We start from the raw sequence: 24,380 nt of genomic DNA on the forward strand, positions 1-24,380 counted from the left end.
GACCCCAGGAACGAGTGGAACGCGTGGATGTCCTGCCCCCGCCCGCCGACGACGCCGCCGCGACCCCGGCCGGTGTCGCGGCGCGCGCCGACGCCCACGCGGCGGCGCCCCTGCTCAACTGCCTGCTGCGCGAGGTGGCCCGGCCCCTGCCGGACAGCCCCGCCGGCCGGCCCGGGTACGAGCTGCCCAGCGGCAGGCTGCTGCGGGTGCGCGCCGGGCGCCGCCCCGCCGAACCGGAGCTGCGCGCGGCCGGCGCCTGGCACCGCCTCGACCACCCCGAACTGGTGAAGCTCGTCGCCGAGGAACTGCGCCGCCACACCGGCCTGCCCAACCACGAACTGCCCGCCGAGATGCTCGACAGCCGGGACGCCCTGGCCGCGCTGCTCACCGCCCGCGCCCGGGCCACACCCCCCGACGACCCCTACCTCCGCTCCGAGCAGTCCCTGGTCACCGGGCACCCCCACCACCCCGCGCCCAAGGCCCGCGGCGGCGGCCCGGCCGCGGCCTGGCTGCCGTACGCCCCCGAGGCGTACGCCCGGTTCCCGCTGACGCTGCTCGGGGTGCGCGCCGACACGGTCGTCGAGGACGGCGACACCAGCGCCCTGGACGCACTCGGCGAGGCCCCGCCCGGCTACCGGCTGCTGCCCGCCCACCCCTGGCAGCTCGACCTGGTCGCCCGCGACCTCGCGCCCGCCTTCGCCGACGGCCGCCTCGTCCGGCTCGGCGAGACCTCCTTCACCGCCCGGCCGACGGCCGCCGTCCGCACCGTGTACGCCCCCGAGCGCGACCTGTTCCTGAAGTTCAGCCTGGACGTGCGGATCACCAACGACATCCGCCGGCTCTGGCGGCACGATCTGCTCCGGCTGCGCCGCACCGACACCGCCGCCCGCACCGCCTTCGCGGCGCTCGGCACCCCGGCCGCCTGGCTCTCCGACCGCGGCTACCGCACCGCCGGCTTCGCCTTCGAGGAACTCGCCGTCCTGGTCCGCGACGGGCTCCGCGGCCATCTGCTGCCCGGCGCCACCCCGCTGCTGGCCGCCGCCCTCGCGGAGGGCTTCCCGGGCAGCCCCCTGGACACCGCCGCCGACCCGGCCGCCTGGTGGGAGGCGTACCTCGCACAGGTCGTGCCCCCGGCGCTGACCGTCTTCGCCGACCACGGCGTCGTCCTGGAGGCCCACCTGCAGAACACCCTCGTCGCCGTGGACGTCGGCGGCATGCCCGTGCAGGCCCTCTTCCGCGATGCCGAGGGCGTCAAGCTGCTCCCCGGCACGGACCGGGCGGCGGGCTGGGAACGGCTGGTGTACTGCCTGGTCGTCAACCACCTCACCGAGATCGCCGCGGCCCTGGCCGACCGCCACCCCGGCCTCGACCCCTGGCCCGCCGTCCGCCGCGCGCTGGCCGGGCACGGCCTGCCCGAGGCCGCCGCCCTGCTCACCGCGCCCACCCTGCCCGGCAAGACCAACCTGCTGCTGCGCTGGACCGGCGCCGACGGCGCCGCCGCCCGCTACCTCCCGCTGCCCAACCCCCTGACCGGGCCCACCACCCCCTCCGGGTGAGGCCCCCCGGGCTCATGCGGACCACGCATAGGAGACGGCCCGCCCGCCCGGCCCCCGGCGCCGGGCACACCACGACGTGGACGAACGGCACCGCGATTGTTGCGCCCGCCGAATGAAAGGTATCGCTATTACGGCGACCGCATAAAAGAAAGACGACCTGTATTTGTCTTCCCCGGCGCGGGCGTTCTACTTTTTCCCGCGTCCTCGGGTTCCGCTCCCACCGGACATACGGCGGGAGCGGAATCCCATGCGTACATCGCGGAAGCACGTCCACCGCTCGGGGGAGTTCTCGCATGACAGGCTTGAATCGCCGCCGCTTTCTGCTGTCCGGATCCGGTGCCGCCGTGGGCGCGGCCGTCACCGCGACCGGCCCCGCCTCCGCCGCCCCGGCCACCGCCCGGCCGGCCCGCGCGACCGCGACCGCCGCACCGGAAGCGGTCGTCGTCACCCGTACCGACAGCCGCTACGGCGACCTGATATCCGGGCTCAACCAGCGCTTCGTCGCCGACCCCGACCGCGTGGTGCTGCCCCGCACCACCGAGCAGGTCGTCGACGCCGTACAGCGGGCGGTGGACGAGGGCAAACGCCTCAGTATCCGGGGCGGCGGCCACTGCTTCGAGGATTTCGTCTTCCATTCCGAAACGCAGGTCGTCATCGACATGCGGCTCATGGACCGGGTCTCCTTCGACACCGACCGCTCCGCTTTCGCCGTGGAAGGCGGCGCCACCCTGCTGCACGTCTACGAATCCCTCTACGAGGGCTGGGGCGTCACCCTCCCCGGCGGCGCCTGCTATTCCGTCGGCGTCGGCGGACACGTCAGCGGCGGCGGCTACGGCATGCTCTCCCGCGCCCACGGCCTGACCGTGGACCACCTGCACGCCGTGGAGGTGGTCGTGGTCGGCGCGGACCGGCGGGCCCGCAGCGTGGTCGCCACCCGTGACCCGCGGGACCCGCACCACGACCTGTTCTGGGCGCACACCGGCGCCGGCGGCGGCAACTTCGGCGTCATCACCCGCTACTGGTTCCGCTCCCCGGACGCCACCGGCGACGACCCGCGCACCCTGCTGCCCGCGCCGCCCGCCGAGGTCTTCATCGCCTCCGCCGCCTGGCCCTGGGACGACATCACCAAGGAGGGCTTCACCGGCCTGCTGGAGCACTACGGCACCTGGCTGGAGGAGCACAGCGACGCCTCCTCGCCCTACACCGGCCTGTGCTCCTGGCTGATGCCCAACCACCGGGCGACCGGCGACATCACCCTGCTCGCCCAGATGGACGCCACCACCGCCGACGCCCCCCGGCTGCTGCGGGAGTTCTGCGACGGCCTGACCACCGCGCTGGGCCTGAACGACACCGTCCGGGTGCCCGAGCGGGTCGGCACCCCCGCCCGCTCCCGCTACGTCACCGTCCAGCGCCTGCCCTGGCTGCGCGCCACCCGGTACGTCGGCACCGGCAGCCCCACCCAGACCGACCCGAACATGCGCGGCAAGCACAAGTCGGCGTACCACCGCAAGGGCTTCACCCGCGCCCAGATCGACACCCTCCACCAGCACCTGACCACGGCCGAGCAGCACAGCCGGATCGCCGGGCTGGTCATCCCCTCCACCGGCGGCCGGATCGCCTCGGTGGCCCCCGACGCCACGGCGGTCGCCCAGCGCGACGCCATCATGAAGGTCACCTACGAGGCGTACTGGGACGACCCGGCCGACGACGACACCAACATCCGCTGGGTACGCGAGGTCTACGCGGACGTCTACGCCGCCACCGGCGGCGTCCCGGTGCCCGACGACCGCACCGACGGCTGCTACGTCAACTACCCCGACGCCGACCTCGGGGACCCCCGCTTCAACCGGTCCTCCGTCCCCTGGCACCACCTCTACTACAAGGACAACTACCGGCGTCTGCGGCAGGTCAAGCGCCGCTGGGACCCCAACGACGTCTTCCGGCACCGCCAGTCCGTCCGGCTCTGACCCCGCCCCCGGGCACGGGGCGCCGCCGTCACGCGCGCCCCCGGTGCCGCCCCGGCGCCCACCGCCGCGCGACCGGCGGCGGACGGCGCCCACCGGGCCCCGGGTCCGTACCCGTACCCACCCGACGCCACGGCAGGACCGCGCCACCGCGCCCCGCCCTGCCAGGAATGAGGTTGTGACATGTCCGTTTCCGCCCCCACCGCCCCCGCGCCGGCCCCCGCCGCCGCCCCGGCCCCGGTCGGCACCCCGCTCCCCGCCGACCTGCCCAAGCCGCCCGGTCTCACCTGGCGCGTGGAGTCCCGCGAACCCGTCGGCTACGACGTCAGCATCGTGCGCGGGCTGCTCAACCCGGTGAACCCCGTGCTCGCCCGCGCCTGCGGGGCCGACGGCCGCACCCCGGCCCGCTGCCTGGTGGTCATCGACGACAAGGTGGACGCCCTCTACGGCGAGCGGCTGCGCGGCTACCTGGAGACCTGGCGGATCGACGCCTCCTTCAAGGTCCTGCCCGGCGACGAGTCCGCCAAGGAACTCGCCAGCGCCGTGGAGGTCACCGAGGCGATGACGGCCATGGGGTTGCTGCGCCGCACCGAGAAGATCCTGGCCGTCGGCGGCGGAGTCGTCCTGGACATCGCCGGGTTCGCGGCCAGCCTCTACCGCCGGGGCGTGCCCTACATCCGGGTCCCCACCACCCTGCTCGGCCAGGTCGACGCCGGTGTCGGCGTGAAGACGGGCGTCAACCACGGCCACCACAAGAACCGGCTCGGCACCTACTACGCCCCCGAGACCGCGCTGATCGACCCCGAGTTCCTGGCCACCGTCGAGCCCCGGCACATCACCAACGGCATGGCCGAGATCATCAAGATGGCGCTGGTCAAGGACGCCGCCCTGTTCCGGCTGCTGGAGTCCACCGCCGCGCACAGCACCCCCCGGTCGCTGGCCGCGTCCGGCCCGGCCGCCACCGAGGTCATCTCCCGGGCCATCGCCGGCATGCTCGACGAACTCGAACCCAACCTGTGGGAGCGGGTCCTGGAGCGGTCGGTCGACTACGGCCACACCTTCAGCCCCTCCCTGGAACTGCGGGCCGACCCGCCGCTGCTGCACGGCGAGGCCGTCGCCGTCGACATGGCCATCTGCGTCGCCCTCGCCCATCTGCGCGGGCTGCTCGGCGCCGAGGACACCGACCGGGCGCTGCGCCTGATGCACACCACCGGACTGCCGCTGACCCACCCGGTGTTCACCCCCGACCTGCTGGAGGAGGCCCTGCGGGACGCCGTCAAGCACCGCGACGGCCTCCAGCGGGTGCCGCTCACCGACGGCATCGGACGGGTCCGGTTCGTCAACGACCTCACCCGCGGCGAACTGGAACGGGCCCTGGAGTTCGTCCACCACCGCGCCGCCGCGCTGCGCGACCCGGCCGCCGAGGAGCGGGCCGCCGAGGACGATCTGGTGGCCGTGGCGTCCTGACCCGCCCGGCCCGGACCGACCCGAGGAGAGGAGGAGACGTGGCCGACGACATCACCGTCATCGACGTGGGCGGCACCCATCTGCGCCGGGCCGTCTGGTCGCCCGGCCGGGGCGTCCGCGAGGTGACCCGCCGCCCCTCGCCCAGCATGCGCACCCACCCGGGCGAGCCGGTCCCCGCGCTCCAGCGGCGGATGGCCGACGCGCTGTGCGAGGCGCTGGGCCCGCACGACACGGTGGCCGGGGTGTCGTTCGGCGCCGCCCTCGACCACCGCGGCGGCACCGTGTACGCCTCGGCGCCGCTGTGGGGCGGCCACAGCGGCTCCTTCGACCTGCTCGGCGCGGTGCGCGCCCGCCGCCCGGACGTGCGCTGGCACATCGTCAACGACGTGACGGCGGCGCTGCTGCACGCCGCGTCCGCGCCGCACCGCCGAGGCCACCGCAAGCTGCTGCTGGCGACCGTCAGCACGGGCATCGCCTGCCGCACCCTGGACCTGCGCACCGGCACCGTCCCCGTGGACGGCGCCGGCCTCCAGGGCGAGATCGGCCACCTGCCGGCGGCCCTGGCGGTCCCGGGAGCCTCCGGGATTCCGGCAGATGCCGGGACTCCGACGGCCCCGACGGACCCCGAGGCCCCGGCCGCCCCCGCACCGGACGCCCCCACCCCCGTACCGCTGTGCGACTGCGGCCGGCCCGGACACGTCGCCGCCTACGCCTCCGGCCCCGGCATCAACCGGCTCGCCGCGGCGGCCCGGGACCGGGACCCGCGGCGCTGGGACCGCTCGGAGCTCGGCCGGCGCACCGCCGCCGGAGAGGAGTTCGAGCCGGCCCTGCGCGCCGCCCTGGACGCCGGTGACCCCCTCGCCCGCGACCTGCTCGCCACCGCGACCGCGCCCATGGCCGGCGTCCTGCGCACCGCGCTCTGCCTCGACCCGGAGATCGACGAGACCGTGCTGACCGGCGGTGTGGTGCACGGCCTCGGCCACCACTACCGCGAGGCACTGCTGGCGCACTTGGACCGGGCCGGCCTCTACCTGACCAGCGACCTGGCCCCGGACTGGATCGAACGCCGGATCACCCTGGCCGGCCCCGGCGAGGCCGACCCCCTCGCGGGCGCGGGGATCGCCGCGTCGCGGGCGGCCCTGGACACCGCGCTGGAGGTGACCGCATGACCCGGGCCGCGCACCGCGCCATCGTCCGGTCCGGGGGCCGGGTCCGGGTGGAGTACCGGCCGACCCCGCGTCCGGTCGCCGGCGAACTCCTCGTGGCGCCGCAGACCGCCGGGCTGTGCGGCACCGACCTGCAGATGCTGCGCGGCCTGCGCGACGACCCGGCCCCCGTCATCGGCCACGAGGGCTCGGCCGTCGTCCTGGAGGCGGGCCCCGGCGTCGACCCCGGGCTCGCCCCGGGCACCCGCGTGGTGATCAACCCCACCCACCCGTCCGACCCGTCCTTCCTGCTCGGCCACCACGTCGACGGCCTGCTCCAGGAACGCGCCCTGATCCCCGCGACCGCGGTCGACGGGGGACTGGTGACCCCGCTGCCCGAGCACCTGGCCGCCGGTGACCTGGCCGCCCTGCTCGAACCCCTCGCCACCGTCTGCTACGCGCTGTCCGTCCTGGCCACCGAGCGGCCCCGTACGCTCCTCGTGGTCGGCGACGGCACGGTCGGCCACCTCGCCGTCCGCGCCGCCACCCGCCGCCTCGGGCCGGCCGTGCGCACCGTGCACGTCCACCACACCGAGGCCGGGCTGCGCTGGAGCCGGGATCGGGCCCACCGGGCCGACGTGCTGCTCACGGCGGAGGACCTGGCGGCGGCCCGCGACGGCCGCGAACCCCTGCGCGAGGTCCTCGGCGAGGGACCGCTCGGCGTCGTCCTGGCCACCCCCCGGGACGCCACCCTCACCTGCCTCGAACAGGTGCTGCGGGCCACCGGCCGCGACCTCGCCGTCGACCTGGTCGGCGGAGTGCCCGCCGACGCCACCAGCCCCCTCCTGCCCGGCGTGGCCCTGGCCGCCGTACGCGCCGCCAACTGCGGCGGCCGGCCCGACCCGGCGCACGGCGTCACGGTCACCGCGACCACCGGCGCCCGGGTCCGGCTCTGCGGCCACCGGGGCGTCTCGGACCGCCACCTGCGCACCGCCGCCGCCGAACTCGGCGCCGCCCCCGACCGCTACCGGGACCTCGTCACCCACGTCACCGGCATCGACCAGGCGGCCCGGATCATGCGCCACCTCGCGGCCGGCCGCGACCGCACCTGGGAGGGCCGCCGCCTCGTCAAACTCGCCGTGCGCCTCGCACCGCCGACCGCCCCGAACCTGGAGAACTGACATGTCCGCCAACCCCCAGCACTCCCCGGCCGGCCGCCGCGCCCTCGTGGTGGGCGGGTCCACGGGCATCGGCCGGGGCGTCGCCGACGCCTGGGCCGCGGCCGGCCTCGACGTCACGGTCCTCAGCCGGAGCCGGCCCACCGGACCTGGCGCCGACGCGCTGCACTGGTCCGCCGTCGACCTCGGCGACCGCGCGGCCGCCCGCGCCGCCCTGGCCCGCGCCACCACCGGCCCGCTGCACGCGGTCTGCTACGCCGCGGTCTCCTACGGCACCCGCCGCGCCCTCTTCGACGAGACCGGGGAACCCGAGTGGCGCCACCAGGTGGAGGTCAACCTCAACGGCCTGTGGCTGACCCTCTCCGCCGCCCTCGGCCGCCTCCGCCGGTCCGGCACCGGCCTCTTCCTCGGCATCTCCTCCGAGGTCGTCTACAACGCCGGGCCCGGCCGCGCCGGTTACGCCGCCACCAAGGCCGCCGCGGCCGCCCTGCTGGACTCCGTCGCCCAGGAGGAGAGCGACCGGGGCGGCGACGGCGTCCGCGTGGTCCAGGCGCTGCCGGCCGGCATGGTCGACACCCCGGGCATCCGCGCGCGCCGCCCGGCCGACTTCGACTACGGCGACTACATGGTGCCCGCCGACTTCGCCCCGCTCGCCCGGGCGCTGGTCACCGCCGACCCGTCCGCCCACCACGGCGACAGCCTGGTCGTCGAGCGCGGCGGCCGGTGGCACTCCGTACGCGAGGCCCGTCCCGTCTCGCAGAGCCGGGTGCTCACGGCATGAGCGGCCAGGTCACCGACACCGCCCGGCCGCGCGTCGGCGTCACCGGCTGGAGGCTGCCCGCGGGCGGCGCCGAGGCGGTACGGCTCGCCGCGCGGGCCGGCGCCGACGGCGTCCAGCTCGACCTCGGCGGCCCCGGCCGCGGCGCGCCCCTCGACGGCCCCGCGGCCACCGAGGCGGTACGGGAGGCCGTCGCCGCCACCGGCGTGGAACTCCTCGCCCTGACCGCCAACACGCTCAACGACATCGGGCTCACGGCCGCACCCGGCTCGGCCGACGCCGCGCACGCCCGCGCCGTGCTGGTCCGGCTGCTGGACACCGCCCGGCTGCTCGGCGTCGCGCAGGTGTTCGTGCCCAGCTTCCGGCGCAGCGCCATCGACACCCCCGCCGACCTGGCGCGCACCGCGGCCGTCCTCGGCTGGGCGGCCCGGGAGGCCGAGGCCCGCGGGCTGCTGCTGGCCTCGGAGAACGCCCTGCCCGCCGACCGGGCCCTGGAACTGGTGGACCGGGTGGGCTCCCCGGCGTTCCGGCTGCTGCTGGACACCTACAACCTGCGCGCGGCCGGCCTCGACGCCGCCCGGTGGACCGAGGCCACCGGCCTCCACCTCGCCGACCAGGTCCACCTCAAGGACGGCGTCGACGGCCGGCCCGGACCGCCGCTGGGCGCCGGCGACGGACGCCTGGAGGAGGTCCTGGCCGCCTACGCGCGCACCGGGCCGCGCCCGCGGGCCCTGGTCCTGGAGAACGACTACCGGGACGGCGACCCCGGCCCCCTCGACGCCGACCTCGCCTGGGCGAGGCGCGCCGCCGACCGCCTCGCCGCCCGCCCCACCCGACCCGTGAAGGTGCCCCGATGACCCCCCGTACCACCCTGACCCCTACGGCGCTGCTGTTCGACATGGACGGCACCCTCGTCGACTCCACCGTCGTCGTCGAACGCACCTGGCGCCGCTTCGCCCGCCGGCACGGACTCGACGCCGAGGAGATCCTCGCCACCGCGCACGGCCGGCGCACCGGCGAGACCGTGGCCCGCTACGCGCCCCCCGGCACCGACGCGGCGGCCGAGACCGCCCGGCTGGTCGCGGAGGAGGTGGCGGACGTCGACGGCATCGTGCCGGTGCCCGGCGCCGCCGGGCTGCTGTCCGCGCTGCCCGCGGGGAGCTGGGCCGTGGTCACCTCCGCCGGACGGGAGCTGACGCACCGCCGGATGGCCGCGGCCGGCCTGCCCGTGCCCGAGGTCCTGGTGAGCGCCGACGACGTCACCGAGGGCAAGCCCAGCCCCGAGGGCTACCTCGCGGCCGCCGCCGCCCTCGGCGTCGACCCGGCCCGCACGGTCGTCTTCGAGGACGCCGAGGCCGGCCTGCGCGCCGCCCGCGCCTCGGGCGCCACGCCCGTGGTCGTCGGCGGCCACGACGGCCCCGCCGCCCAGGGCCTGGCCCGGGTCCGCGACCTGTGCGAGGTCACCGTCCGCCGCACCGCCTCCGGCCTCCTGGACGTGACCCTGCACCGCGCCCCCGCCCCCGCCGCCTGACCCGGCCCGCCCCGCCCACCGACCATCCGAGGGAGAGAGAACACAGCGATGACCACCCTGCCCGACACCACCCCCGAGACCCTGACCGCCGGCATCCCCACCGGCACCGGCTCGGCCGCCGTGCACGGCTACGTCGCCGAGGGATTCGAGTCGGTGCGCGAGGAGTTCGAGCGCAACCTGCGCGAACGCGACGAACTGGGCGGCGCCTTCTGCGCCTGGTGGCGCGGCACCAAGGTGATCGACATCTGGGGCGGCACCGCCGACGCCGGCACCGGCCGCCCCTGGGAGGCCGGCACCAAGTCCCTGATCTTCTCCGGCAGCAAGGGCATCGTGGCGATCACCCTGCTGGTCCTCGTCGACCGGGGCGTCATCGACCTCGACACCCCGGTGGCGCACTACTGGCCCGAGTTCGCCGCCCACGGCAAGGACCGCATCACCCTGCGCCAGGTCATGACGTACACCGCCGGACTGCCCGGCGTCCGCGCCCCGCTCGGCCAGGAGGACATCACCGACCCCGAGGCCATGGCCCGCCTCCTCGCCGACCAGGCCCCCGAGGACGACGAGCGCGCCAAGGGCATCCTGTACGGGCCGTACACCGCGGGCTGGATCGCGGGCGAGGTGGTCCGCCGGGCCGACGGCCGCACCATCGACCGGTTCTTCGCCGAGGAGATCGCCGGCCCGCACGGCCTCGACATGTCGTACGGCATCCCCGCCGACCGGGCGGAGGAGGTCGCGCAACTCCAGTACGGCACGCACTTCCTGGAGCAGTACACCGGGTTCTTCACCAGCGACGACCCGATGACCCAGCGGATCTGGCAGAACCCGATCCCGTTCCCGCACGAGGAGATGGTGTGGAACCGCCCGGAGCGGCGCACCTCGCTGATCCCGGCGGCCAACGTCATCGGCACCGCCCGTGCCATCTCCCGCCTCTACTCCCTGCTCGCCGCCGACGCCACCCGCGAGCCCGGCGAGGAGTACGCCCTGGTCTCCCGCGCGGTCCTCGACGACGCGCGCCGCGAGTACGTCCGGATGACCGACCCGCTGATCGACATCCGGATGGTCTACGGCGGCGCCGGCTTCCGGCTGCGGGCCACCCCGCGCGACGGCGTGGACGGCGACTCCTTCGGCCACGACGGCGGCGGCGGCTCCGCCCACCTGGCCTGGCCCGGCGCGGGGGTCGGCGTCTCGTACATCACCAACAGGCTCATCGCGGTGGGTCCCGACGACAAGCGGGCCTCCTCGATGCTGAAGGCGCTCGCCCGGTCGATCACCCGACTGAGCGCCTGAACCAGGGTGCCGCCGGCGGGATCCGCCCGCGGCACCACCGCAGCGGCGGGTGTCATGGCCACAAGCCCCGGCACCCGCCCTGCCCGTGTTTCCCGCACCACCCCAACCCGCCCCCGACGGCGGAGAATCGGAGTCCCCCTCGATGGAAACCGGCGCTTCCGTGTTCGCCACCACGGCCACCATGCCCCCGGGGCCGCTGGCCCGGTCGCTGGAGGAACGCGGCCACACGGCGCTGTACTTCGCGGAGCACACGCACGCGGTGGCGGGCCCGGGGGCCGCGGCGGCACCGCACCGGTTCCGTGAGACCCTCGACCCGTTCGTGGCGTCGACGGCCGCCGCCTGCGCCACCCGTTCGCTGCGGGTGGGCAGCGCGATCTGCCTGGTGGCGCAGCACGACCCGATCGTCCTGGCGAAGACCGTGGCCAGCGTCGACCAGCTCTCCGGCGGCCGGGTCGACTTCGGCGTCGGCGGCGGCTGGGCGCGGGAGGAGATGCGGCACCACGGCGTGGACCCCGACCGCAGGTTCGCCCGGGTGCGCGAGCACGTCGAGGCGATGAAGGCGATCTGGACCGAGCCGGAGGCGTCCTACACCGGCCGGTCCGTCTCGTTCGACGGAGTGATCTCCCTGCCCAGGCCGCGTCAGTGGCCGCACCCGCCGGTCATGGTCGGCGGCATGGGCCCGAAGGTGCTCGACCGGGTGCTCGCCTACGGTGACGCCTGGCTGCCCGACTACGGCAACGAGGACACCCTGCGCGCCACCCTCGACCGGGTCGGCGAACTGCGGGCCCGCGCCCGGGACGCCGGCCGCGGGGAGATCCCGGTGGTCCTCGCCGGGGTGCCGCACGACCCGCGGGTGCTGGAGCGCTGCGAACGGGCGGGGATCACCCGGGTGCTGACGATGCTGCCGGCCGCCGGGCGCGGCCTCGTCGAACGCGCCCTGGACAGCTTCGAGCTGGCGATCGCCCAGTGGCGCGGCGAGTGACACCCGGGACGCGGCCCCCGGCCGGAGGCGACTGCCACCGGCCGGGGGCCGCGTCACACCCACCGGTCACACCACCGGTCACACCCACGCCCACCACCGCGTACGTCCATACCACCGCGCGTACGTCCACACCCCACCGTCCCTACGCGCCACCCTCCGTACCCGACCCCAACTCACGCCGCCGACCGTGTCGTCGTGCGGCTCATCCGGTCCAGGAACCGGGTGGCCAGCGGATGCGCCCCCGCCGAGGGGCAGGCCAGCCACAGCGGCAGCGCCGGCGCCCCGGTGAGCGGCACGAACTGCACGCCGGGGTGGGGGCGCCGGTGCAGGGCCAGTTCGGGCGCGACACCGACGCCCTGTCCGGCGGCGATCAGCTCCAGCCACTCGGCGAAGCCGCCGCACGGCCTGATCCTGGCGGGCCGGGCGTCCGGGGGCCAGTCCCCGGGCTGGGTGGCCCCGCTGACGGTGTTCAGCACCACCGGGTGACCGCCCAGGTCGGTCCAGGCCAGGGCGCGTCTTCGGGCCAGCGGCGAGGTGCGGGCCACGGCGGCCACCTGCCGTTCCTCGGCGAGCAGCACCGAGCGCAGCCCCCGGCCGGGCCGCCGCCCGCGCAGGACGGCGAGCTGGACGTCACCGTCGTCCAGGCCGGCGTTGCGGGTGTCGCGCCGGACGAGTTCGACGGTGACCCCGAAGGTCTGCTCGAAGCGGTTCACCGCGCCGTCCAGCAGATGGTCGGGGAAGAGCCAGGCGAAGCCCATGCGCAGGGTGCTGATGTCGGCCGGCAAGGACAGGGCCGACTCCAGCCGGGGCACCAGGACCCTCAGCTCCTCGCGCAGCCTCAGCCCGGCCTCGCTGAGCCGGACGCTGCGGGTGGTGCGGTGGAAGAGGCGCACACCGAGGGACTCCTCCAGGCGGTGGATGCAGCGCGTCAGGGACGGCTGGCTGGTCCTCAGGGACACCGCGGCCTGGGTGAAGCTCAGGTGCTCGGCGAGGGCCAGGAAGGAACGCAGGTGGCGTATTCCTATGTCGGCGACGGCCGCCGTGTCGGCCGCCGTGCCGGGCACCGGCCACGGTCCGCCGCGGTGCTCGCTCACTGCGGGAGAGTCACTGATCACTCTCCGAAAATAAAACCGATCGATTGTTTTGTAAAGTTGATGAGGCCCGTCTCACAGTCGGGCCCCGCCCAGGTGCTCCCGGTACCAGCCGGCGGCCTCCGCGAGCCGTTCCAGCGGGCCCGGCCCCGGGGCGCACCCGGCCGCGTCCCACACCTGCCGGCTGTCGTACCAGTGGTCCTCGGCGAGCAGCCGGAACTGCCGTTCCGACACCCTGCCGGGCGTGCTCCGCAGGCGCTCCAGACAGTGTTCCAGGGGCAGTTCCGGCCGCTCCCGGCCGCCCGTCGGCAGAACCCCCAGCCCGGCGAGCCGGTCCAGCAGGTCGCCGAGGCGCACCGGCACCGGATGGCCGGCGTGCCACACCCCGGGCAGCGGCCGGGGGCGGAGACCGGCGGCGACGACCAGCCGGGCCAGGTCCGTCACGTCGACCACGGAGAGCAGCGCCCGCCCGCCGTCCCAGCGGCCCGGCACCCGGGCCAGCAGCTCCGCCAGCGCCGGCACCACCCAGCGGTCCCCGGCGCCCAGGACCAGGCCGGGGCGGAGTACGGTCCCGCCCGCGTCCAGCGCGAACCGCTCGCCCGCGAGCCGGGTCCGGCTGGCCGGCGAGACCGGCTCCGCCGCCACCCCGCCCACGGGGATGCCGCGGTGCGGCCCGGCGCCGTACACCGCCGCCGTGGAGAGCTGCACCAGGCGCCGCACACCGGCCGCGCGGGCCTCGGCCACCAGGGCGGCGGTGCCCGCCACGTTGACCGCCGCGCACTCCTCCTCGGACCCGGCGATCCGCGCCGCCAGGTGCAGCAGCACCGAGCAGCCCCCGGCGATCCCGGAGAGGGAGCCCGGGTCGGTCAGGTCCGCGCGGACCCACTCCACCCCCGGCGGCCCGTCCGCCGGCACCGACCGGACCGCCGCGCGCACCGCGGGGCCCCCGGCCGCCGCCCGTTCCGCCAGCACGCGCACCACCGCGGACCCGACGAAACCGGTGGCGCCGGTCACCAGCACCCGCCCGTCGCTCACGCCGGTACCCGCCCGCGCTCGGGGTCGACGATCAGCCGCGCCAGGGTCGCCGGGGTGGCGATGCCGGGCAGCAGGTAGGACCAGAGCACGGCGATGTGCCGGGGCAGGTCCCGGTGGTGGGACTCCAGCCGGGACATGAGCTGGGTGCCGGTGTAGGAGGCCACCAGGACCCGGGCGAACTCGGCGGTGTCCACCTGCGGCAGCAGCTCGCCGTGGGCGTCGCCCTCGTCCAGCTCCGCACGGAAGCGGTCCATCCAGTCCTGGTAGACGGAGAAGTCGCCCAGGCCCGCCTCGCTCTGCTCCACCGCCAGCTTCACCCCGGCGCTGAACAGCACGTTGTGCTGGAGCTCATGGGCCAGGTACAGCGTCATGTCGATGAGCTGCTGCAGGCCCGCCGGGGTGGCCGGCAGCTCCAGCATGGACGCCTGCTCCAGCAGAACGGCCCGGCCCAGGTCCTCCTTGGACTTGAAGTGGAAGTACATGGCCCCCTGAGTGATGCCGGCCCGGGCCAAAATCTTGCTGACGCTGGCCGCCGGATACCCGAACTCGTCGAACACCTCGGCCGCGGCCAGCAGCAGCGCCTCGCGCGTCCGCACCGCCCGGGCCTGTTTGGGCCGTCCCACCGCACCAGCTCCCTTGCGCAGTTCACAGAAACAAAACAATCGCCCTTTATAATATCCGCGTTGTCGATCGGCGGGCCGTTTCGGGGGGCGCCCGTGTGCAGCGACGTACCCCGAAGGCCGCGCCGGAAGTCACCACAGGGAGGGATCGTGACCCGGAACGCCCGGGACCACGCGATGCCGCAGTGGGCATCCGTGCCGCAACAGTACGTCCACAAGCTGAACCCGGCCGAGGTCCTGCTGACCGCCTGGCGGGAAACCGGCGAGCAGAGCCTCGCCGTCCGCGGTCGCTGGCCCCGCAGCCACCCCTTCTACCTGGGCGGCGGCGACGAGATCGACCCGCTGCTCTTCACGGAGACGGTCCGGCAGACCCTGCCGCTGGTCTCGCACGCCCTGCACGACGTGCCCCTCGGCCACCATCTGCTCTGGGAGAGCTACGACTTCGCCCTGGAACCCGGCGCGGCGCTGCCGCCGGGCCCGGACCGGGACGTCATGCTGCACATCACCTGCTCCGACATCCGCCGCCGCGGCACCCGCGCCACCGCGCTGACCCTGCACACCCGCGTCACCCACGACGGCACACCGCTGGGCACCGCCGTCACGCGCTTCCACATCCAGCCCCCGGCCGTCTACCGCAGACTGCGCGGCGAGTACGCCGACCTGGAGAGCGCGCGGGCCCGCGCGCTGCCGGCCCCGGCGCCGCTGCCGCACCGGCTCACCGGCCGGACCCGCCCCGAGGACGTGGTGCTCTCCCCGGCCGGCGGCGCCACCGACCGCTGGCAACTGCGGGTGGACCTGGACCACCCCGTCCTCTTCGACCACCCGGTGGACCACGTCCCCGGCATCCTGCTGCTCGACGCCGCCCGCCAGGCCGCCCGCGCCCTGCGCCACCCGCGCCCGGTGCGGACCACCGGGATGCGCACCCGCTTCACCCGGTACGTCGAACTGGACGCGCCGTGCTGGGTGCAGGCCGAGAAGCTGGGCCCCGACCGGGTGTGCGTGGTGATCCGCCAGCACGAACGCACCTGCTTCGACGCCGAACTCACCCTGGCGTCCGGGCCGGCGCGGGACACCGCCGGGCGGTCGTCCCGCCCGGCCGCCGACTTGACCTTGACCCCGGCGTGAAGGTTGACCCTCGAAGACATGCAGACTTCCGACAACCCCACTCCCACGCGTTCCGAGCGCGGCACCAACTGGGCGCTGGCCGTGCTGACCCTGTGCTCCTTCACCCTCGGCACGGGCGAGATCATGATCGCCGGTCTGCTGCCCGACATCGCCTCGGACGCCGATGTGTCCCTGTCCACCGCCGGCCTGCTGGTCAGCTCGTTCGCGATGACCGTCGTCCTGGGCGGCCCGGTCCTCGCGCTGACCACCGGCCGGGCCCGGCGCAGGCGGCTGCTCATCGCGCTCATGGCCTGCTACGCCGTGGGCAACGTGCTGTCCGCCCTGGCCCCCTCGTTCCTGCCGCTCGCCGCGGGCCGGATCATCGCGGCGCTCGCCCACTCGGCGCTGATGCCGCTGTTCTTCGGCATCGCCGCGGACATCGTGCCGCCCGAGCGGCGCGGCTCGGCGGTCGCCCGGGTCTCCCTGGGCTTCAGCCTGGCCATGATCGCGGGCCTGCCGATCGGTGCCGCCCTGGGCCAGTGGCTCAGTTGGCGGGCCACCTTCTGGGCCGTCGCCCTGCTGACCCTCGCCGTCACGGCGGTCCCGGTGGCCGCCCTCGCGCCCGACACCCCCGGCATCTCCGAGGAGGACGACCGGGGACGCCTCGGCGAACTCCGGGTCCTGGGCGACCGCCGGGTGCAGATCGTCACCGGCGTCACCGCGCTGGCCGCGGCCGCCTCCTTCACCGCGTACACCTACGTCACCCCGCTGCTCACCGACAGCGTCGGCTTCGACGAGTCGACGGTGACCGTGCTCCTGCTGCTGTTCGGCATCGGCGGCACCGTCGGCAACCTGGTCGGCGGCCGGCTCACCGACCGCTCGGTGCTCGGCGCGGTCTCCGTGTCGGTGGCGGCGCTCGGCGTCTCGCTGCTGCTGCTGGGCGCCACGGCGTCCCTGAAGGTGCCGGCGGTGGTGTTCCTGTTCCTGTTCGGTGCCGCGTACTACGCGGTCATCCCGGCGGTGAACACCCGGCTGCTCAACGTGGCCTCGCAGCAGGCCCGCACCCTCGCGCTGACCGTGCAGAGCTCGGCGTTCAACCTGGGCACCGCGTTCGGCGGCTGGCTCGGCGGCCGGGTCATCGCCGCCGGGGCCGGGCTGCGCTGGCTGCCGGTGGTGGGCGCGATCGTCGCGGCGGTGGCCCTGGTCCTCGCCGTCGGCGAGCAGGCCGGTGAACGCCGCCGCACCTCGACGGCCACCCCGGAGCCGGCCCCGCAGTCCCAGGCACCGGCCCCGCAGTCCCCGGCACCGGCCCCGCGGTCCTCGGCGTCCGCCCATCAGTCCCCGGCGGACGCGCCCGAGTCCCCGGCGTCCGCCCGCAAGGAAGGGGGCGGCGCCCACCCGGCCGCCGAGACGGTCAGCCAGTGACGGCCGCGTCCGCCGGCCCGGCACCGGTCCCTCCGGTCCGGGCCGGCGGACGCCGCGCCGCCGACCCGTTCCCGACAGGAGTCGCCCCATGCGCATCGGAGAACTCGCCCGGGCCACCGGCACCACCACCCGGGCGTTGCGCTACTACGAGGAGCACGGCCTGCTGCACCCCGAACGCTCGTCCAACGGGTACCGGAGCTACCCGCCCGATGCCGTGAAGGTGGTGGAGAACATCCGTCTCCTCCTCGCCGCGGGCCTGACCACCGAGGACCTGCTGCTGCTCGGCGACTGCCTGCGCGACGAGGTGATCGGCGACCACCGCTGCGACGACCCGGCCGCCAAGATCGAGGTCTTCGAGCAGCGCCTGGCCGTGATCCAGCGCCGCATCGACGACCTGACCGCCGTACGCGAGCAGCTCCTGGCCCGGCTCGCCGACCTGCGCGCCCCGGCGGCCGTCGCCCGCCGTGGCCGGTGCGCGAAGCTGCGGGACGCGACCGCCGAGCGCCCCCGGGAACTGCTCAGCGGCGCGGCCTGAACCCCGCGCTCCGGCGGGGAAACGGCACTCCCCCTCGCCCGCGCGGTGACCGGCGGCCCGGCACCGTCATCGAGCGGTGTCCGGGCGGTGGGCTGCGCCGCCGCGCCGGAGGAAACTACGATCGGTGCGCGGCGGGCAAGGGGCCCGGGCGGCTGGCTGGGGGTGTGTCTGATGGCGACTGGGCGTGTGGTGCGGTTCGACAGCACGCGGGGGTACGGGTTCATCGCGCCGGAGAGCGGTGGCGAGGACATCTTTCTGCACGTGAACGATCTGCTGATACCCGAGGACTATCTGCGCCCGGGGCTGGCGGTCGAGTTCGAGATCGCGGACGGCGACCGCGGGCAGCGGGCGTCCCGCATCCGGCTCGCCGAGGGCGCCGAGGTGCCCGTGGTCCCCGCACCGGGCAGGTCCGCGGCGCTCGCGCACACCCGGGTGGCGTCGGCGGGGGAGAGCGGCGCGTCGGTGGACGGGGACTATCCGGTGTGCGACGTGCTCACGGGCGAGGAGTTCACCCGGGACATCACCGAGCTGCTGCTGAAGGCGGCACCCGGCCTCACCGGGGAGCAGATCCTGCAACTGCGCCACGAACTGAAGAAGTTCAGCGAGGGCCACGGCTGGATCGAGGACTGAGGACGGAACCGGGGGGCGAGGCCGACGGCGGTCTCGCCCCGCCCCGCGCGGGGGGCGCGAAAGGCCGCCACCACCGACACCGTTTCCACTGGTCAACGATCGCCTCTCAGTCGATCGACCCAGCGGCCGAGCCCCCGTCGGGACCGGCGAGAACGCGGCCGAAGCGGCCGAGGAGCCCCTGTTCCCGCGGGTCCGGCCCCACCAGGACCTCGCCTCCAGTGACCGTCAGGCGACAGGACCGGCGCCTTGCGCTCTGCCTGAGCACGGATTTCCACGTGGGATTCGTGAGCCGTGATCCGGAATGCCTCTTCGTAGGAGGCCAAGGCCGCACTCATGGCCCCGCCTGCGAGGCCCCGGCGACGAATGCGTGATGCCAGCCACGCGAAAAAGCCCAGGACCACTGCGAGGCTCGCAATCAAGATCAGGAACGGTAACAACGCACCCATGGACCGGAGCCTACTGCGCTGATCCGGGTCGAGGCCGTCGACCGGTGTCAGCGATCACCCTCGGTTACTATGCACACTTCATGCCAGAGGCCGGGAGCAAGGGACGCACGGCCATCGACGGACTGTTGGAGAGGACGGGGAGCAGCATGCCGAACGAAACTCCCCAGATTCTCCCCATGGCTGATCCCGGGAGGCCCCGCCCCAGAAGCAGTATGGGAGCGGACGTGGAATGTAAGGCTGAGGGGACAGGTTGGCTGCGGAAATGCTGAGACATGTCACCGCGACCCGTTACGTCGCCCCCCTGCGCTCCGGCGGTTCCGTCCCCGCCGTCGTCGAGGCCGACGACCTCGGTACGTACGTCGTCAAGTTCACCGGCTCCGCGCAGGGTCGCAAGGCGCTGGTCGCCGAGGTGATCGTCGGGGAGCTGGCCCGCGCCCTGGGGCTGCGCTTCCCGGAGCTGGTGCTGGTCCGCTTCGACCCGGCCATCGCCGAGAGCGAGCCCCACCAGGAGGTGCGGGAGCTGCACCGGGCCAGCGCCGGCGTCAATCTGGGGATGGACCACTTGCCGGGCGCGGTCGACCTCACCCCCGAGGTCGCGCGGGACTTCCCCGTCGACCCGCTGGAGGCCGGCCGGATCGTCTGGCTCGACGCCCTCACCGTCAACGTCGACCGTACGGTGCACAGTTCCAACCTGATGGTCTGGCCGACGCTCGGCACCGTGCCGCCCCGCCTGTGGCTGATCGACCACGGCGCGGCCCTCGTCTTCCACCACCGCTGGGACGGCTCCGACCCCGCCAAGGCGTACGACTTCCGCCACCACGCCCTCGGCCACTACGGGCCCGATGTGCGCGCCGCCGACGCCGAGCTGGCCCCCCGGGTCACCCGCGACCTGCTGCGCGAGGTCACGGCCGCCGTCCCCGACGCCTGGCTGACCGGCGAGGAGGGCTTCGCCGGCCCCGACGACGTACGGACGGCGTACGTCGACTACCTCCACGCGCGCGTGGCGGCGTCCCCGGCGTGGCTGCCCACCGGCTTCCCCAGCCGGGAGGAGCTCGCCGCCGAGGAGGCCCAGCGCGCGGCCCGTACCCGCAAGGGCCGGCCGGCCTGGCTCCAGCGGGTCCCCGACCTGCACGGCCGGCCGGCGGCGGAACAGGATTGGTCGGTGCACCTGGGATGACGGACGGGACGACGGATCTGCGGCGGGTGGAGATCGAGTACTGCACCCAGTGCCGCTGGCTGCCCCGCGCGGCCTGGCTGGCGCAGGAGCTGCTCACCACCTTCGAGGCCGAGCTGACCGAACTGGCGCTCAAGCCGGGCACCGGCGGCGTCTTCGTCGTCCGGGCCGGCGGCGAGGTCGTCTGGGACCGGCGCGAGCACGGCTTCCCCGAGCCGACCGCCGTCAAGCGGGCCGTACGCGACCGAGTGGCCCCGGGCAAGACCCTGGGCCACTCGGAACGGTCCCGCTGACGGCTCAGCCCCGCAGTCGCTCGTACGCCGGCAGGGTCAGGAAGTCGGCGTAGTCCTCGTCGAGGGCGACCGTCAGGAGCAGGTCGTGGGCCTGCTGCCAGTTGCCGGCCGCGAACGCCTCGTCGCCGATCTCCGCGCGGATGGCGGCCAGTTCCTCGGCGGCGACCTTGCGGGCCAGTTCGGCGGTGACCCGCTCGCCGTTGTCGAGGACGACCCCGGCGTTGATCCACTGCCAGATCTGGGAGCGGGAGATCTCGGCGGTGGCCGCGTCCTCCATCAGGTTGAAGATGGCGACCGCGCCCAGGCCGCGCAGCCACGCCTCGATGTACCGGATGCCGACCTGGACGGCGTTGACCAGGCCGTCGTAGGTGGGCTTGGCGTCCAGCGAGTCGATGGCGATCAGGTCGGCCGCCTCGACCCGGACGTCCTCGCGCAGGCGGTCCTTCTGGTTCGGCCGGTCGCCGAGGACCTTGTCGAAGGACTCCATGGCGATCGGCACCAGGTCGGGGTGGGCGACCCAGGAGCCGTCGAAGCCGTCGTTCGCCTCGCGGTCCTTGTCGGCCCGGACCTTCTCGAAGGCCACCTTGTTGACCTCGGGGTCCTTGCGGGAGGGGATGAACGCCGCCATGCCGCCGATCGCGTGCGCGCCGCGCTTGTGGCAGGTGCGCACCAGCAGTTCGGTGTACGCGCGCATGAACGGGGCGGTCATCGTCACCGCGTTGCGGTCCGGCAGGACGAACTTCGCGCCGCCGTCCCGGAAGTTCTTGACGATGGAGAACAGGTAGTCCCAGCGGCCGGCGTTCAGCCCCGAGGCGTGGCCGCGCAGTTCGTAGAGGATCTCCTCCATCTCGTACGCGGCCGTGATCGTCTCGATCAGGACGGTGGCGCGGACGGTGCCCTGGGGGATGCCGACGTAGTCCTGCGCGAAGACGAAGATGTCGTTCCAGAGGCGGGCCTCCAGGTGCGACTCCGTCTTCGGGAGGTAGAAGTACGGGCCCTTGCCCAGGTCCAGCAGGCGCTGGGCGTTGTGGAAGAAGTACAGGCCGAAGTCGACCAGGGCGCCGGGGACCGGGGTGCCGTCCAGTCGGAGGTGGCGCTCGTTCAGGTGCCAGCCGCGCGGGCGCATGACGACGGTGGCGAGTTCCTCGTCCGCCTTCAGGGCGTACGACTTGCCGGACCTCGGGTCGGTGAAGTCGATGGCGCGGGTGTAGGCGTCGATCAGGTTGAGCTGGCCGAGGACGACGTTCTCCCAGGTGGGAGCGGAGGCGTCCTCGAAGTCGGCGAGCCAGACCCGGGCGCCGGAGTTCAGCGCGTTGATGGTCATCTTCCGGTCGGTGGGACCGGTGATCTCCACCCGGCGGTCGTTCAGCGCGGCCGGGGCCGGGGCGACCCGCCAGGAGTCGTCCGCGCGGATCGCGGCGGTCTCCGGGAGGAAGTCCAGTGTGGAGGTGCGGGCGATCTCGGCGCGGCGCTCCGCACGGCGGGCGAGGAGCTGGTCCCGGCGCGGGGTGAACCGCCGGTGCAGCTCGGCCACGAAGGCGAGCGCCGCGTCGGTGAGGACCTCTTCCTGCCGGGGCAGGGGCTCGGCGTCGACGATGGCCAGCGGGGACGGCGCTGGTGCGGACATGAGCTGTCACTTCCTTCAGCGGTGGCACCGGGTGCCAACGGGCACGAATGGGGCGGAACGCATCCTCTGTGCGGAAGGATGCTTCTGGTCAGTGGATACTAGTTTCCTTATCGTGGAACTTCAATGGTTTGTTGATGTCGAGATTCTCCGGGTCGAGGCAAGCCGGCGCTCCGTGCCACGGCGCTCACTCCAGATGCACCAGGTCGGCCTCGGTGTCGATGTCGTACGGCCGGGCCACGTCCCCGCACTCGACCCGGGTGATCGCCGCCGCGTGCTCCCTCAGATACGCGCGTGCCCCCCGGTCCCCGTCGGCACTCGCGGTGACGCCCGCCCAGTGGGCGGCGCCGAGCAGCACGGGATGGCCGCGCACGCCCGCGTACACGGCCGACGCCAGGGAGTCCTCGTCCCGGAACGCGCCGCGCACCCGCGCCACCGCCGCCGCCCCGATGCCGGGCTGGTCCACCAGCGCCACCAGGGCCGCGCGCGCCCCCGTCCCGGCCAGCGACTCCAGCCCGGCGCGCAGGGAAGTGCCCATGCCCCGCTCCCACTCCGGGTTGTCCACCAGGACGCACCCCTCCAGAGCCGCCCGCTCCCGGACCGACTCCGCCCGCGCCCCCAGCACGACGTGCACGCGGGCGCATCCGCCCGCGCGCAGCACCCCCACCGCGTGATCGACAAGGGGCCGTCCGCGATGGGTCAGCAGCGCCTTGGGTCGTCCGCCCAGCCGCCGTCCGCCGCCCGCCGCGAGCAGCACCGCGGCCACCTGGTCATCCTCAACCGTCATGCGTCCTGCATACCCGGCCGGGCCGCCGACGCCCCGGCGAGCAGCGGGTTTCCGGGGGCTGAATTTCGGCCCCCGTGCTGGCGCGCCCGGTCCCGGGTGGCGTTTACTGACCCGCGTCCCGGGCGCCCGACCAGCGCCGGCGGGGGCGCTCGGCACGTTCACCGGGGCAGGGGCGCACGACGGCGTGCGCGGGGGAGGGGCTGTGTTGCAGGGCGTGGGGCAACAGGAACGGACGACCGGCGGCGACGAGGACGTGCGGGTGGCCGCGCTGCGGACCGCCGTGTCCCGGCTGCGCCGCCGGCTCGCCGCGCTGCCCGCGGACTTCCCCGACCGGACCATCGCCGAGGACGAACTCGCCGACCTCGCCGAGACGATCGCCCGAGGGGCCCCGGAGGGACCCCGGCTGCGCCACTCCCTGCTGCTGCTCGCCGGCGCGCTCGGTTCCGTCAGCGCCCTGTCGGAGGCGCTGACGGAGGTTCGCCGGGCGGTGGAGGGGTTCGGGGAGTCGCCGCGGGGCTGAGGGAGCGGCGGCGGGCGGCCGGGAGGCCGCCCGGGAATCGGCGCGGGCGCGGGGGCGGGCGGCCGGGGTGCCGCCCGGGTGCGGTGCGGTGCCGGGCCGGGCGGTCGGGGTGCCGCCCGGGTGCGGTGCCGGGCCGGGCGGTCGGGGTGCCGTCCGGGAACCGGCGGATGCGGGGTCAGGCGGTCGGGTTGCCGCCCGAGGCCAGCAGGGTCGTCGACAGTTCCGCCGCGACCTGCTGGAGCACCGGCACGATCCGGTCGGTGGCGGCCTCGGTGACCCGCCCGGCCGGACCGGAGATCGAGATGGCCGCGGCGGTGGGGGAGTCGGGCACCGGGACGGCGAGGCACCGCACGCCGATCTCCTGCTCGTTGTCGTCGATCGCGTACCCCTTCTCCCGCACCTCCTCCAGCGCGGCGAGGAAGCCGTCCGGCGTGGTGATCGTCTTCTCCGTGGCGGCGGGCATCCCGGTGCGGGCCAGCAGCGCCCGCACCTCCTCCGGCGGGAACCCGGCGAGCAGCGCCTTGCCCACGCCGGTGGAGTGCGGCAGCACGCGCCGGCCGACCTCGGTGAACATCCGCATCGAGTGCTTGGACGGCACCTGGGCCACGTACACGATCTCGTCGCCGTCGAGCAGCGCCATGTTGGCCGTCTCGCCGGTCTCCTCGACCAGGCGGGCCAGGTGCGGACGCGCCCAGGTGCCCAGCAGCCGGGACGCGGACTCGCCGAGGCGGATCAGGCGCGGGCCGAGCGCGTACCGGCGGTTGGGCTGCTGACGGACGTACCCGCAGGCGACCAGGGTGCGCATCAGGCGGTGGATGGTGGGCAGCGGCAGGCCGCTGCTGGCGGACAGCTCGCTCAGGCCGACCTCGCCGCCCGCGTCCGCCATCCGTTCGAGCAGGTCGAAGGCGCGCTCCAGGGACTGGACGCCCCCACCGGCGGAGTTCCTGGCGGTGTCGGTGGTGCTGGCGCTGGACGTCGGCACGGCGCGTTCCTTTCGGGGCGGACGGGAGGGCAGAAGCCTACCCGGCGGCTGGTTGACTCCCCGCTTGTGCGTAGCTACGTTCTGCTTGATGGAATACTAATTCCGCCTTGTGGAAACGTCCAGGGCGCTCGCCCTGTCCACTTCCGGGCAGTGTGCCCCTTGACGGCACGGAAGCGGCGGGGCAACACTCCTTCAACAGAACGTTGAAGTCCGTTACGTGGCGGTA

General features: G+C 74.8%; 23 protein-coding genes. 17 read left to right on the forward strand and 6 right to left on the reverse strand.

Annotation, left to right across the window (positions count from 1 at the left end; translation table 11 throughout):
• The first annotated feature begins 14 nt into the window (after window positions 1-14).
• The 10 genes from IE316_RS28285 (at window position 15) to IE316_RS28330 (ending at window position 11,888) form a co-directional block, all read left to right on the forward strand.
• Complete coding sequence (locus IE316_RS28285) at window positions 15-1,556, forward strand: IucA/IucC family protein (RefSeq protein WP_190207352.1); 1,542 nt, start codon at window positions 15-17, stop codon at window positions 1,554-1,556.
• A gap of 293 nt (window positions 1,557-1,849) precedes the next feature.
• Complete coding sequence (locus tag IE316_RS28290) at window positions 1,850-3,523, forward strand: FAD-binding oxidoreductase (protein WP_190207353.1); 1,674 nt, start codon at window positions 1,850-1,852, stop codon at window positions 3,521-3,523.
• Between the two features lie 180 nt (window positions 3,524-3,703).
• Complete coding sequence (locus IE316_RS28295; protein ID WP_190207354.1) at window positions 3,704-4,987, forward strand: sedoheptulose 7-phosphate cyclase; 1,284 nt, start codon at window positions 3,704-3,706, stop codon at window positions 4,985-4,987.
• Window positions 4,988-5,025: 38 nt separating this feature from the next.
• On the forward strand, window positions 5,026-6,156 hold the full coding sequence (locus tag IE316_RS28300) for an ROK family protein (RefSeq protein ID WP_190207355.1): 1,131 nt from the start codon (window positions 5,026-5,028) through the stop codon (window positions 6,154-6,156).
• Window positions 6,153-7,313 carry an alcohol dehydrogenase catalytic domain-containing protein gene (locus IE316_RS28305; RefSeq protein ID WP_190207356.1) on the forward strand — a complete coding sequence of 387 codons (1,161 nt, stop codon included), beginning with the start codon at window positions 6,153-6,155 and terminating at the stop codon, window positions 7,311-7,313. Before IE316_RS28300 ends, IE316_RS28305 begins: the two co-directional genes overlap by 4 nt.
• A gap of 1 nt (window position 7,314) precedes the next feature.
• Window positions 7,315-8,091: an SDR family NAD(P)-dependent oxidoreductase gene (locus IE316_RS28310; RefSeq protein WP_190207357.1), complete on the forward strand. Its 777-nt coding sequence runs from the start codon at window positions 7,315-7,317 to the stop codon at window positions 8,089-8,091.
• Window positions 8,088-8,945: a sugar phosphate isomerase/epimerase family protein gene (locus IE316_RS28315; protein WP_190207358.1), complete on the forward strand. Its 858-nt coding sequence runs from the start codon at window positions 8,088-8,090 to the stop codon at window positions 8,943-8,945. Before IE316_RS28310 ends, IE316_RS28315 begins: the two co-directional genes overlap by 4 nt.
• Window positions 8,942-9,619, forward strand: a complete 678-nt coding sequence (locus tag IE316_RS28320; RefSeq protein WP_190207359.1) for an HAD-IA family hydrolase — start codon at window positions 8,942-8,944, stop codon at window positions 9,617-9,619. Before IE316_RS28315 ends, IE316_RS28320 begins: the two co-directional genes overlap by 4 nt.
• 48 nt (window positions 9,620-9,667) lie before the next feature.
• On the forward strand, window positions 9,668-10,906 hold the full coding sequence (locus IE316_RS28325) for a serine hydrolase domain-containing protein (RefSeq protein ID WP_190207360.1): 1,239 nt from the start codon (window positions 9,668-9,670) through the stop codon (window positions 10,904-10,906).
• A 142-nt stretch (window positions 10,907-11,048) separates the two neighbouring features.
• The gene (locus IE316_RS28330; RefSeq protein WP_190207361.1) at window positions 11,049-11,888 is read left to right on the forward strand and encodes a TIGR03619 family F420-dependent LLM class oxidoreductase; all 840 of its coding nucleotides are present in this window, start codon (window positions 11,049-11,051) and stop codon (window positions 11,886-11,888) included.
• A 173-nt stretch (window positions 11,889-12,061) separates the two neighbouring features.
• Here the strand turns inward: IE316_RS28330 and IE316_RS28335 are convergent, their stop codons facing one another.
• The 3 genes from IE316_RS28335 to IE316_RS28345 all read right to left on the reverse strand — a co-directional run bounded on the left by IE316_RS28335 (window position 12,062) and on the right by IE316_RS28345 (window position 14,637).
• Entirely contained in the window at window positions 12,062-12,982 is a 921-nt protein-coding gene (locus IE316_RS28335) for a LysR family transcriptional regulator (RefSeq protein ID WP_229910586.1), read from the reverse strand.
• A gap of 72 nt (window positions 12,983-13,054) precedes the next feature.
• Window positions 13,055-14,014 carry an NAD-dependent epimerase/dehydratase family protein gene (locus IE316_RS28340; RefSeq protein WP_190207362.1) on the reverse strand — a complete coding sequence of 320 codons (960 nt, stop codon included), beginning with the start codon at window positions 14,012-14,014 and terminating at the stop codon, window positions 13,055-13,057.
• Window positions 14,011-14,637 carry a ScbR family autoregulator-binding transcription factor gene (locus IE316_RS28345; RefSeq protein WP_190207363.1) on the reverse strand — a complete coding sequence of 209 codons (627 nt, stop codon included), beginning with the start codon at window positions 14,635-14,637 and terminating at the stop codon, window positions 14,011-14,013. The genes IE316_RS28340 and IE316_RS28345 overlap by 4 nt, the downstream gene beginning before the upstream one ends.
• 147 nt (window positions 14,638-14,784) lie before the next feature.
• On the opposite strand from IE316_RS28345, the gene IE316_RS28350 reads away from it, so the two are divergent.
• From IE316_RS28350 to IE316_RS28375, 6 genes are all read left to right on the forward strand, one after another.
• Complete coding sequence (locus tag IE316_RS28350; RefSeq protein ID WP_190207364.1) at window positions 14,785-15,759, forward strand: ScbA/BarX family gamma-butyrolactone biosynthesis protein; 975 nt, start codon at window positions 14,785-14,787, stop codon at window positions 15,757-15,759.
• 18 nt (window positions 15,760-15,777) lie between these two features.
• Window positions 15,778-17,163, forward strand: a complete 1,386-nt coding sequence (locus IE316_RS28355; RefSeq protein WP_190207365.1) for an MFS transporter — start codon at window positions 15,778-15,780, stop codon at window positions 17,161-17,163.
• Between the two features lie 88 nt (window positions 17,164-17,251).
• Window positions 17,252-17,698 carry a MerR family transcriptional regulator gene (locus IE316_RS28360; RefSeq protein ID WP_190207366.1) on the forward strand — a complete coding sequence of 149 codons (447 nt, stop codon included), beginning with the start codon at window positions 17,252-17,254 and terminating at the stop codon, window positions 17,696-17,698.
• Between the two features lie 171 nt (window positions 17,699-17,869).
• Window positions 17,870-18,328, forward strand: coding sequence for a cold-shock protein (locus tag IE316_RS28365; protein ID WP_190207367.1), 459 nt, complete (start codon window positions 17,870-17,872; stop codon window positions 18,326-18,328).
• A gap of 708 nt (window positions 18,329-19,036) precedes the next feature.
• Window positions 19,037-19,951: a HipA family kinase gene (locus IE316_RS28370; protein WP_190207368.1), complete on the forward strand. Its 915-nt coding sequence runs from the start codon at window positions 19,037-19,039 to the stop codon at window positions 19,949-19,951.
• Window positions 19,948-20,241 carry an Rdx family protein gene (locus IE316_RS28375; protein ID WP_190207369.1) on the forward strand — a complete coding sequence of 98 codons (294 nt, stop codon included), beginning with the start codon at window positions 19,948-19,950 and terminating at the stop codon, window positions 20,239-20,241. Before IE316_RS28370 ends, IE316_RS28375 begins: the two co-directional genes overlap by 4 nt.
• 4 nt (window positions 20,242-20,245) lie before the next feature.
• Here the strand turns inward: IE316_RS28375 and aceB are convergent, their stop codons facing one another.
• Window positions 20,246-21,868 (reverse strand): malate synthase A, encoded by a 1,623-nt coding sequence (gene aceB / locus IE316_RS28380; protein ID WP_190207370.1) that lies wholly within the window; start codon window positions 21,866-21,868, stop codon window positions 20,246-20,248.
• Between the two features lie 184 nt (window positions 21,869-22,052).
• Window positions 22,053-22,652 (reverse strand): nucleotidyltransferase family protein, encoded by a 600-nt coding sequence (locus IE316_RS28385; protein WP_190207371.1) that lies wholly within the window; start codon window positions 22,650-22,652, stop codon window positions 22,053-22,055.
• Between the two features lie 214 nt (window positions 22,653-22,866).
• Here IE316_RS28385 and IE316_RS28390 point away from each other — a divergent pair, with 214 nt between their 5' ends.
• Window positions 22,867-23,172, forward strand: coding sequence for a DUF5955 family protein (locus IE316_RS28390; protein WP_373311330.1), 306 nt, complete (start codon window positions 22,867-22,869; stop codon window positions 23,170-23,172).
• Window positions 23,173-23,347: 175 nt separating this feature from the next.
• On the opposite strand, the gene IE316_RS28395 is transcribed toward IE316_RS28390, so the two are convergent.
• The gene (locus IE316_RS28395; protein ID WP_190207373.1) at window positions 23,348-24,154 is read right to left on the reverse strand and encodes an IclR family transcriptional regulator; all 807 of its coding nucleotides are present in this window, start codon (window positions 24,152-24,154) and stop codon (window positions 23,348-23,350) included.
• Between the last annotated feature and the right edge of the window lie 226 nt (window positions 24,155-24,380).

The sequence above is a fragment of the Streptomyces fumanus genome, from assembly GCF_014655295.1.
Taxonomy (GTDB): Bacteria; Actinomycetota; Actinomycetes; order Streptomycetales; family Streptomycetaceae; genus Streptomyces; species Streptomyces fumanus.

Excerpts from the sequence above, each read along its gene's own strand:
- IE316_RS28290 (WP_190207353.1), top strand. The coding sequence starts at position 1,850 with ATGACAGGCTTGAATCGCCGCCGCTTTCTGCTGTCCGGATCCGGTGCC.
- IE316_RS28295 (WP_190207354.1), top strand. The coding sequence starts at position 3,704 with ATGTCCGTTTCCGCCCCCACCGCCCCCGCGCCGGCCCCCGCCGCCGCC.
- IE316_RS28305 (WP_190207356.1), top strand. The coding sequence starts at position 6,153 with ATGACCCGGGCCGCGCACCGCGCCATCGTCCGGTCCGGGGGCCGGGTC.
- IE316_RS28310 (WP_190207357.1), top strand. The coding sequence starts at position 7,315 with ATGTCCGCCAACCCCCAGCACTCCCCGGCCGGCCGCCGCGCCCTCGTG.
- IE316_RS28315 (WP_190207358.1), top strand. The coding sequence starts at position 8,088 with ATGAGCGGCCAGGTCACCGACACCGCCCGGCCGCGCGTCGGCGTCACC.
- IE316_RS28320 (WP_190207359.1), top strand. The coding sequence starts at position 8,942 with ATGACCCCCCGTACCACCCTGACCCCTACGGCGCTGCTGTTCGACATG.
- IE316_RS28325 (WP_190207360.1), top strand. The coding sequence starts at position 9,668 with ATGACCACCCTGCCCGACACCACCCCCGAGACCCTGACCGCCGGCATC.
- IE316_RS28330 (WP_190207361.1), top strand. The coding sequence starts at position 11,049 with ATGGAAACCGGCGCTTCCGTGTTCGCCACCACGGCCACCATGCCCCCG.
- IE316_RS28355 (WP_190207365.1), top strand. The coding sequence starts at position 15,778 with ATGCAGACTTCCGACAACCCCACTCCCACGCGTTCCGAGCGCGGCACC.
- IE316_RS28360 (WP_190207366.1), top strand. The coding sequence starts at position 17,252 with ATGCGCATCGGAGAACTCGCCCGGGCCACCGGCACCACCACCCGGGCG.
- IE316_RS28365 (WP_190207367.1), top strand. The coding sequence starts at position 17,870 with ATGGCGACTGGGCGTGTGGTGCGGTTCGACAGCACGCGGGGGTACGGG.
- IE316_RS28370 (WP_190207368.1), top strand. The coding sequence starts at position 19,037 with ATGCTGAGACATGTCACCGCGACCCGTTACGTCGCCCCCCTGCGCTCC.
- IE316_RS28375 (WP_190207369.1), top strand. The coding sequence starts at position 19,948 with ATGACGGACGGGACGACGGATCTGCGGCGGGTGGAGATCGAGTACTGC.
- aceB (WP_190207370.1), bottom strand. The coding sequence starts at position 21,868 with ATGTCCGCACCAGCGCCGTCCCCGCTGGCCATCGTCGACGCCGAGCCC.
- IE316_RS28385 (WP_190207371.1), bottom strand. The coding sequence starts at position 22,652 with ATGACGGTTGAGGATGACCAGGTGGCCGCGGTGCTGCTCGCGGCGGGC.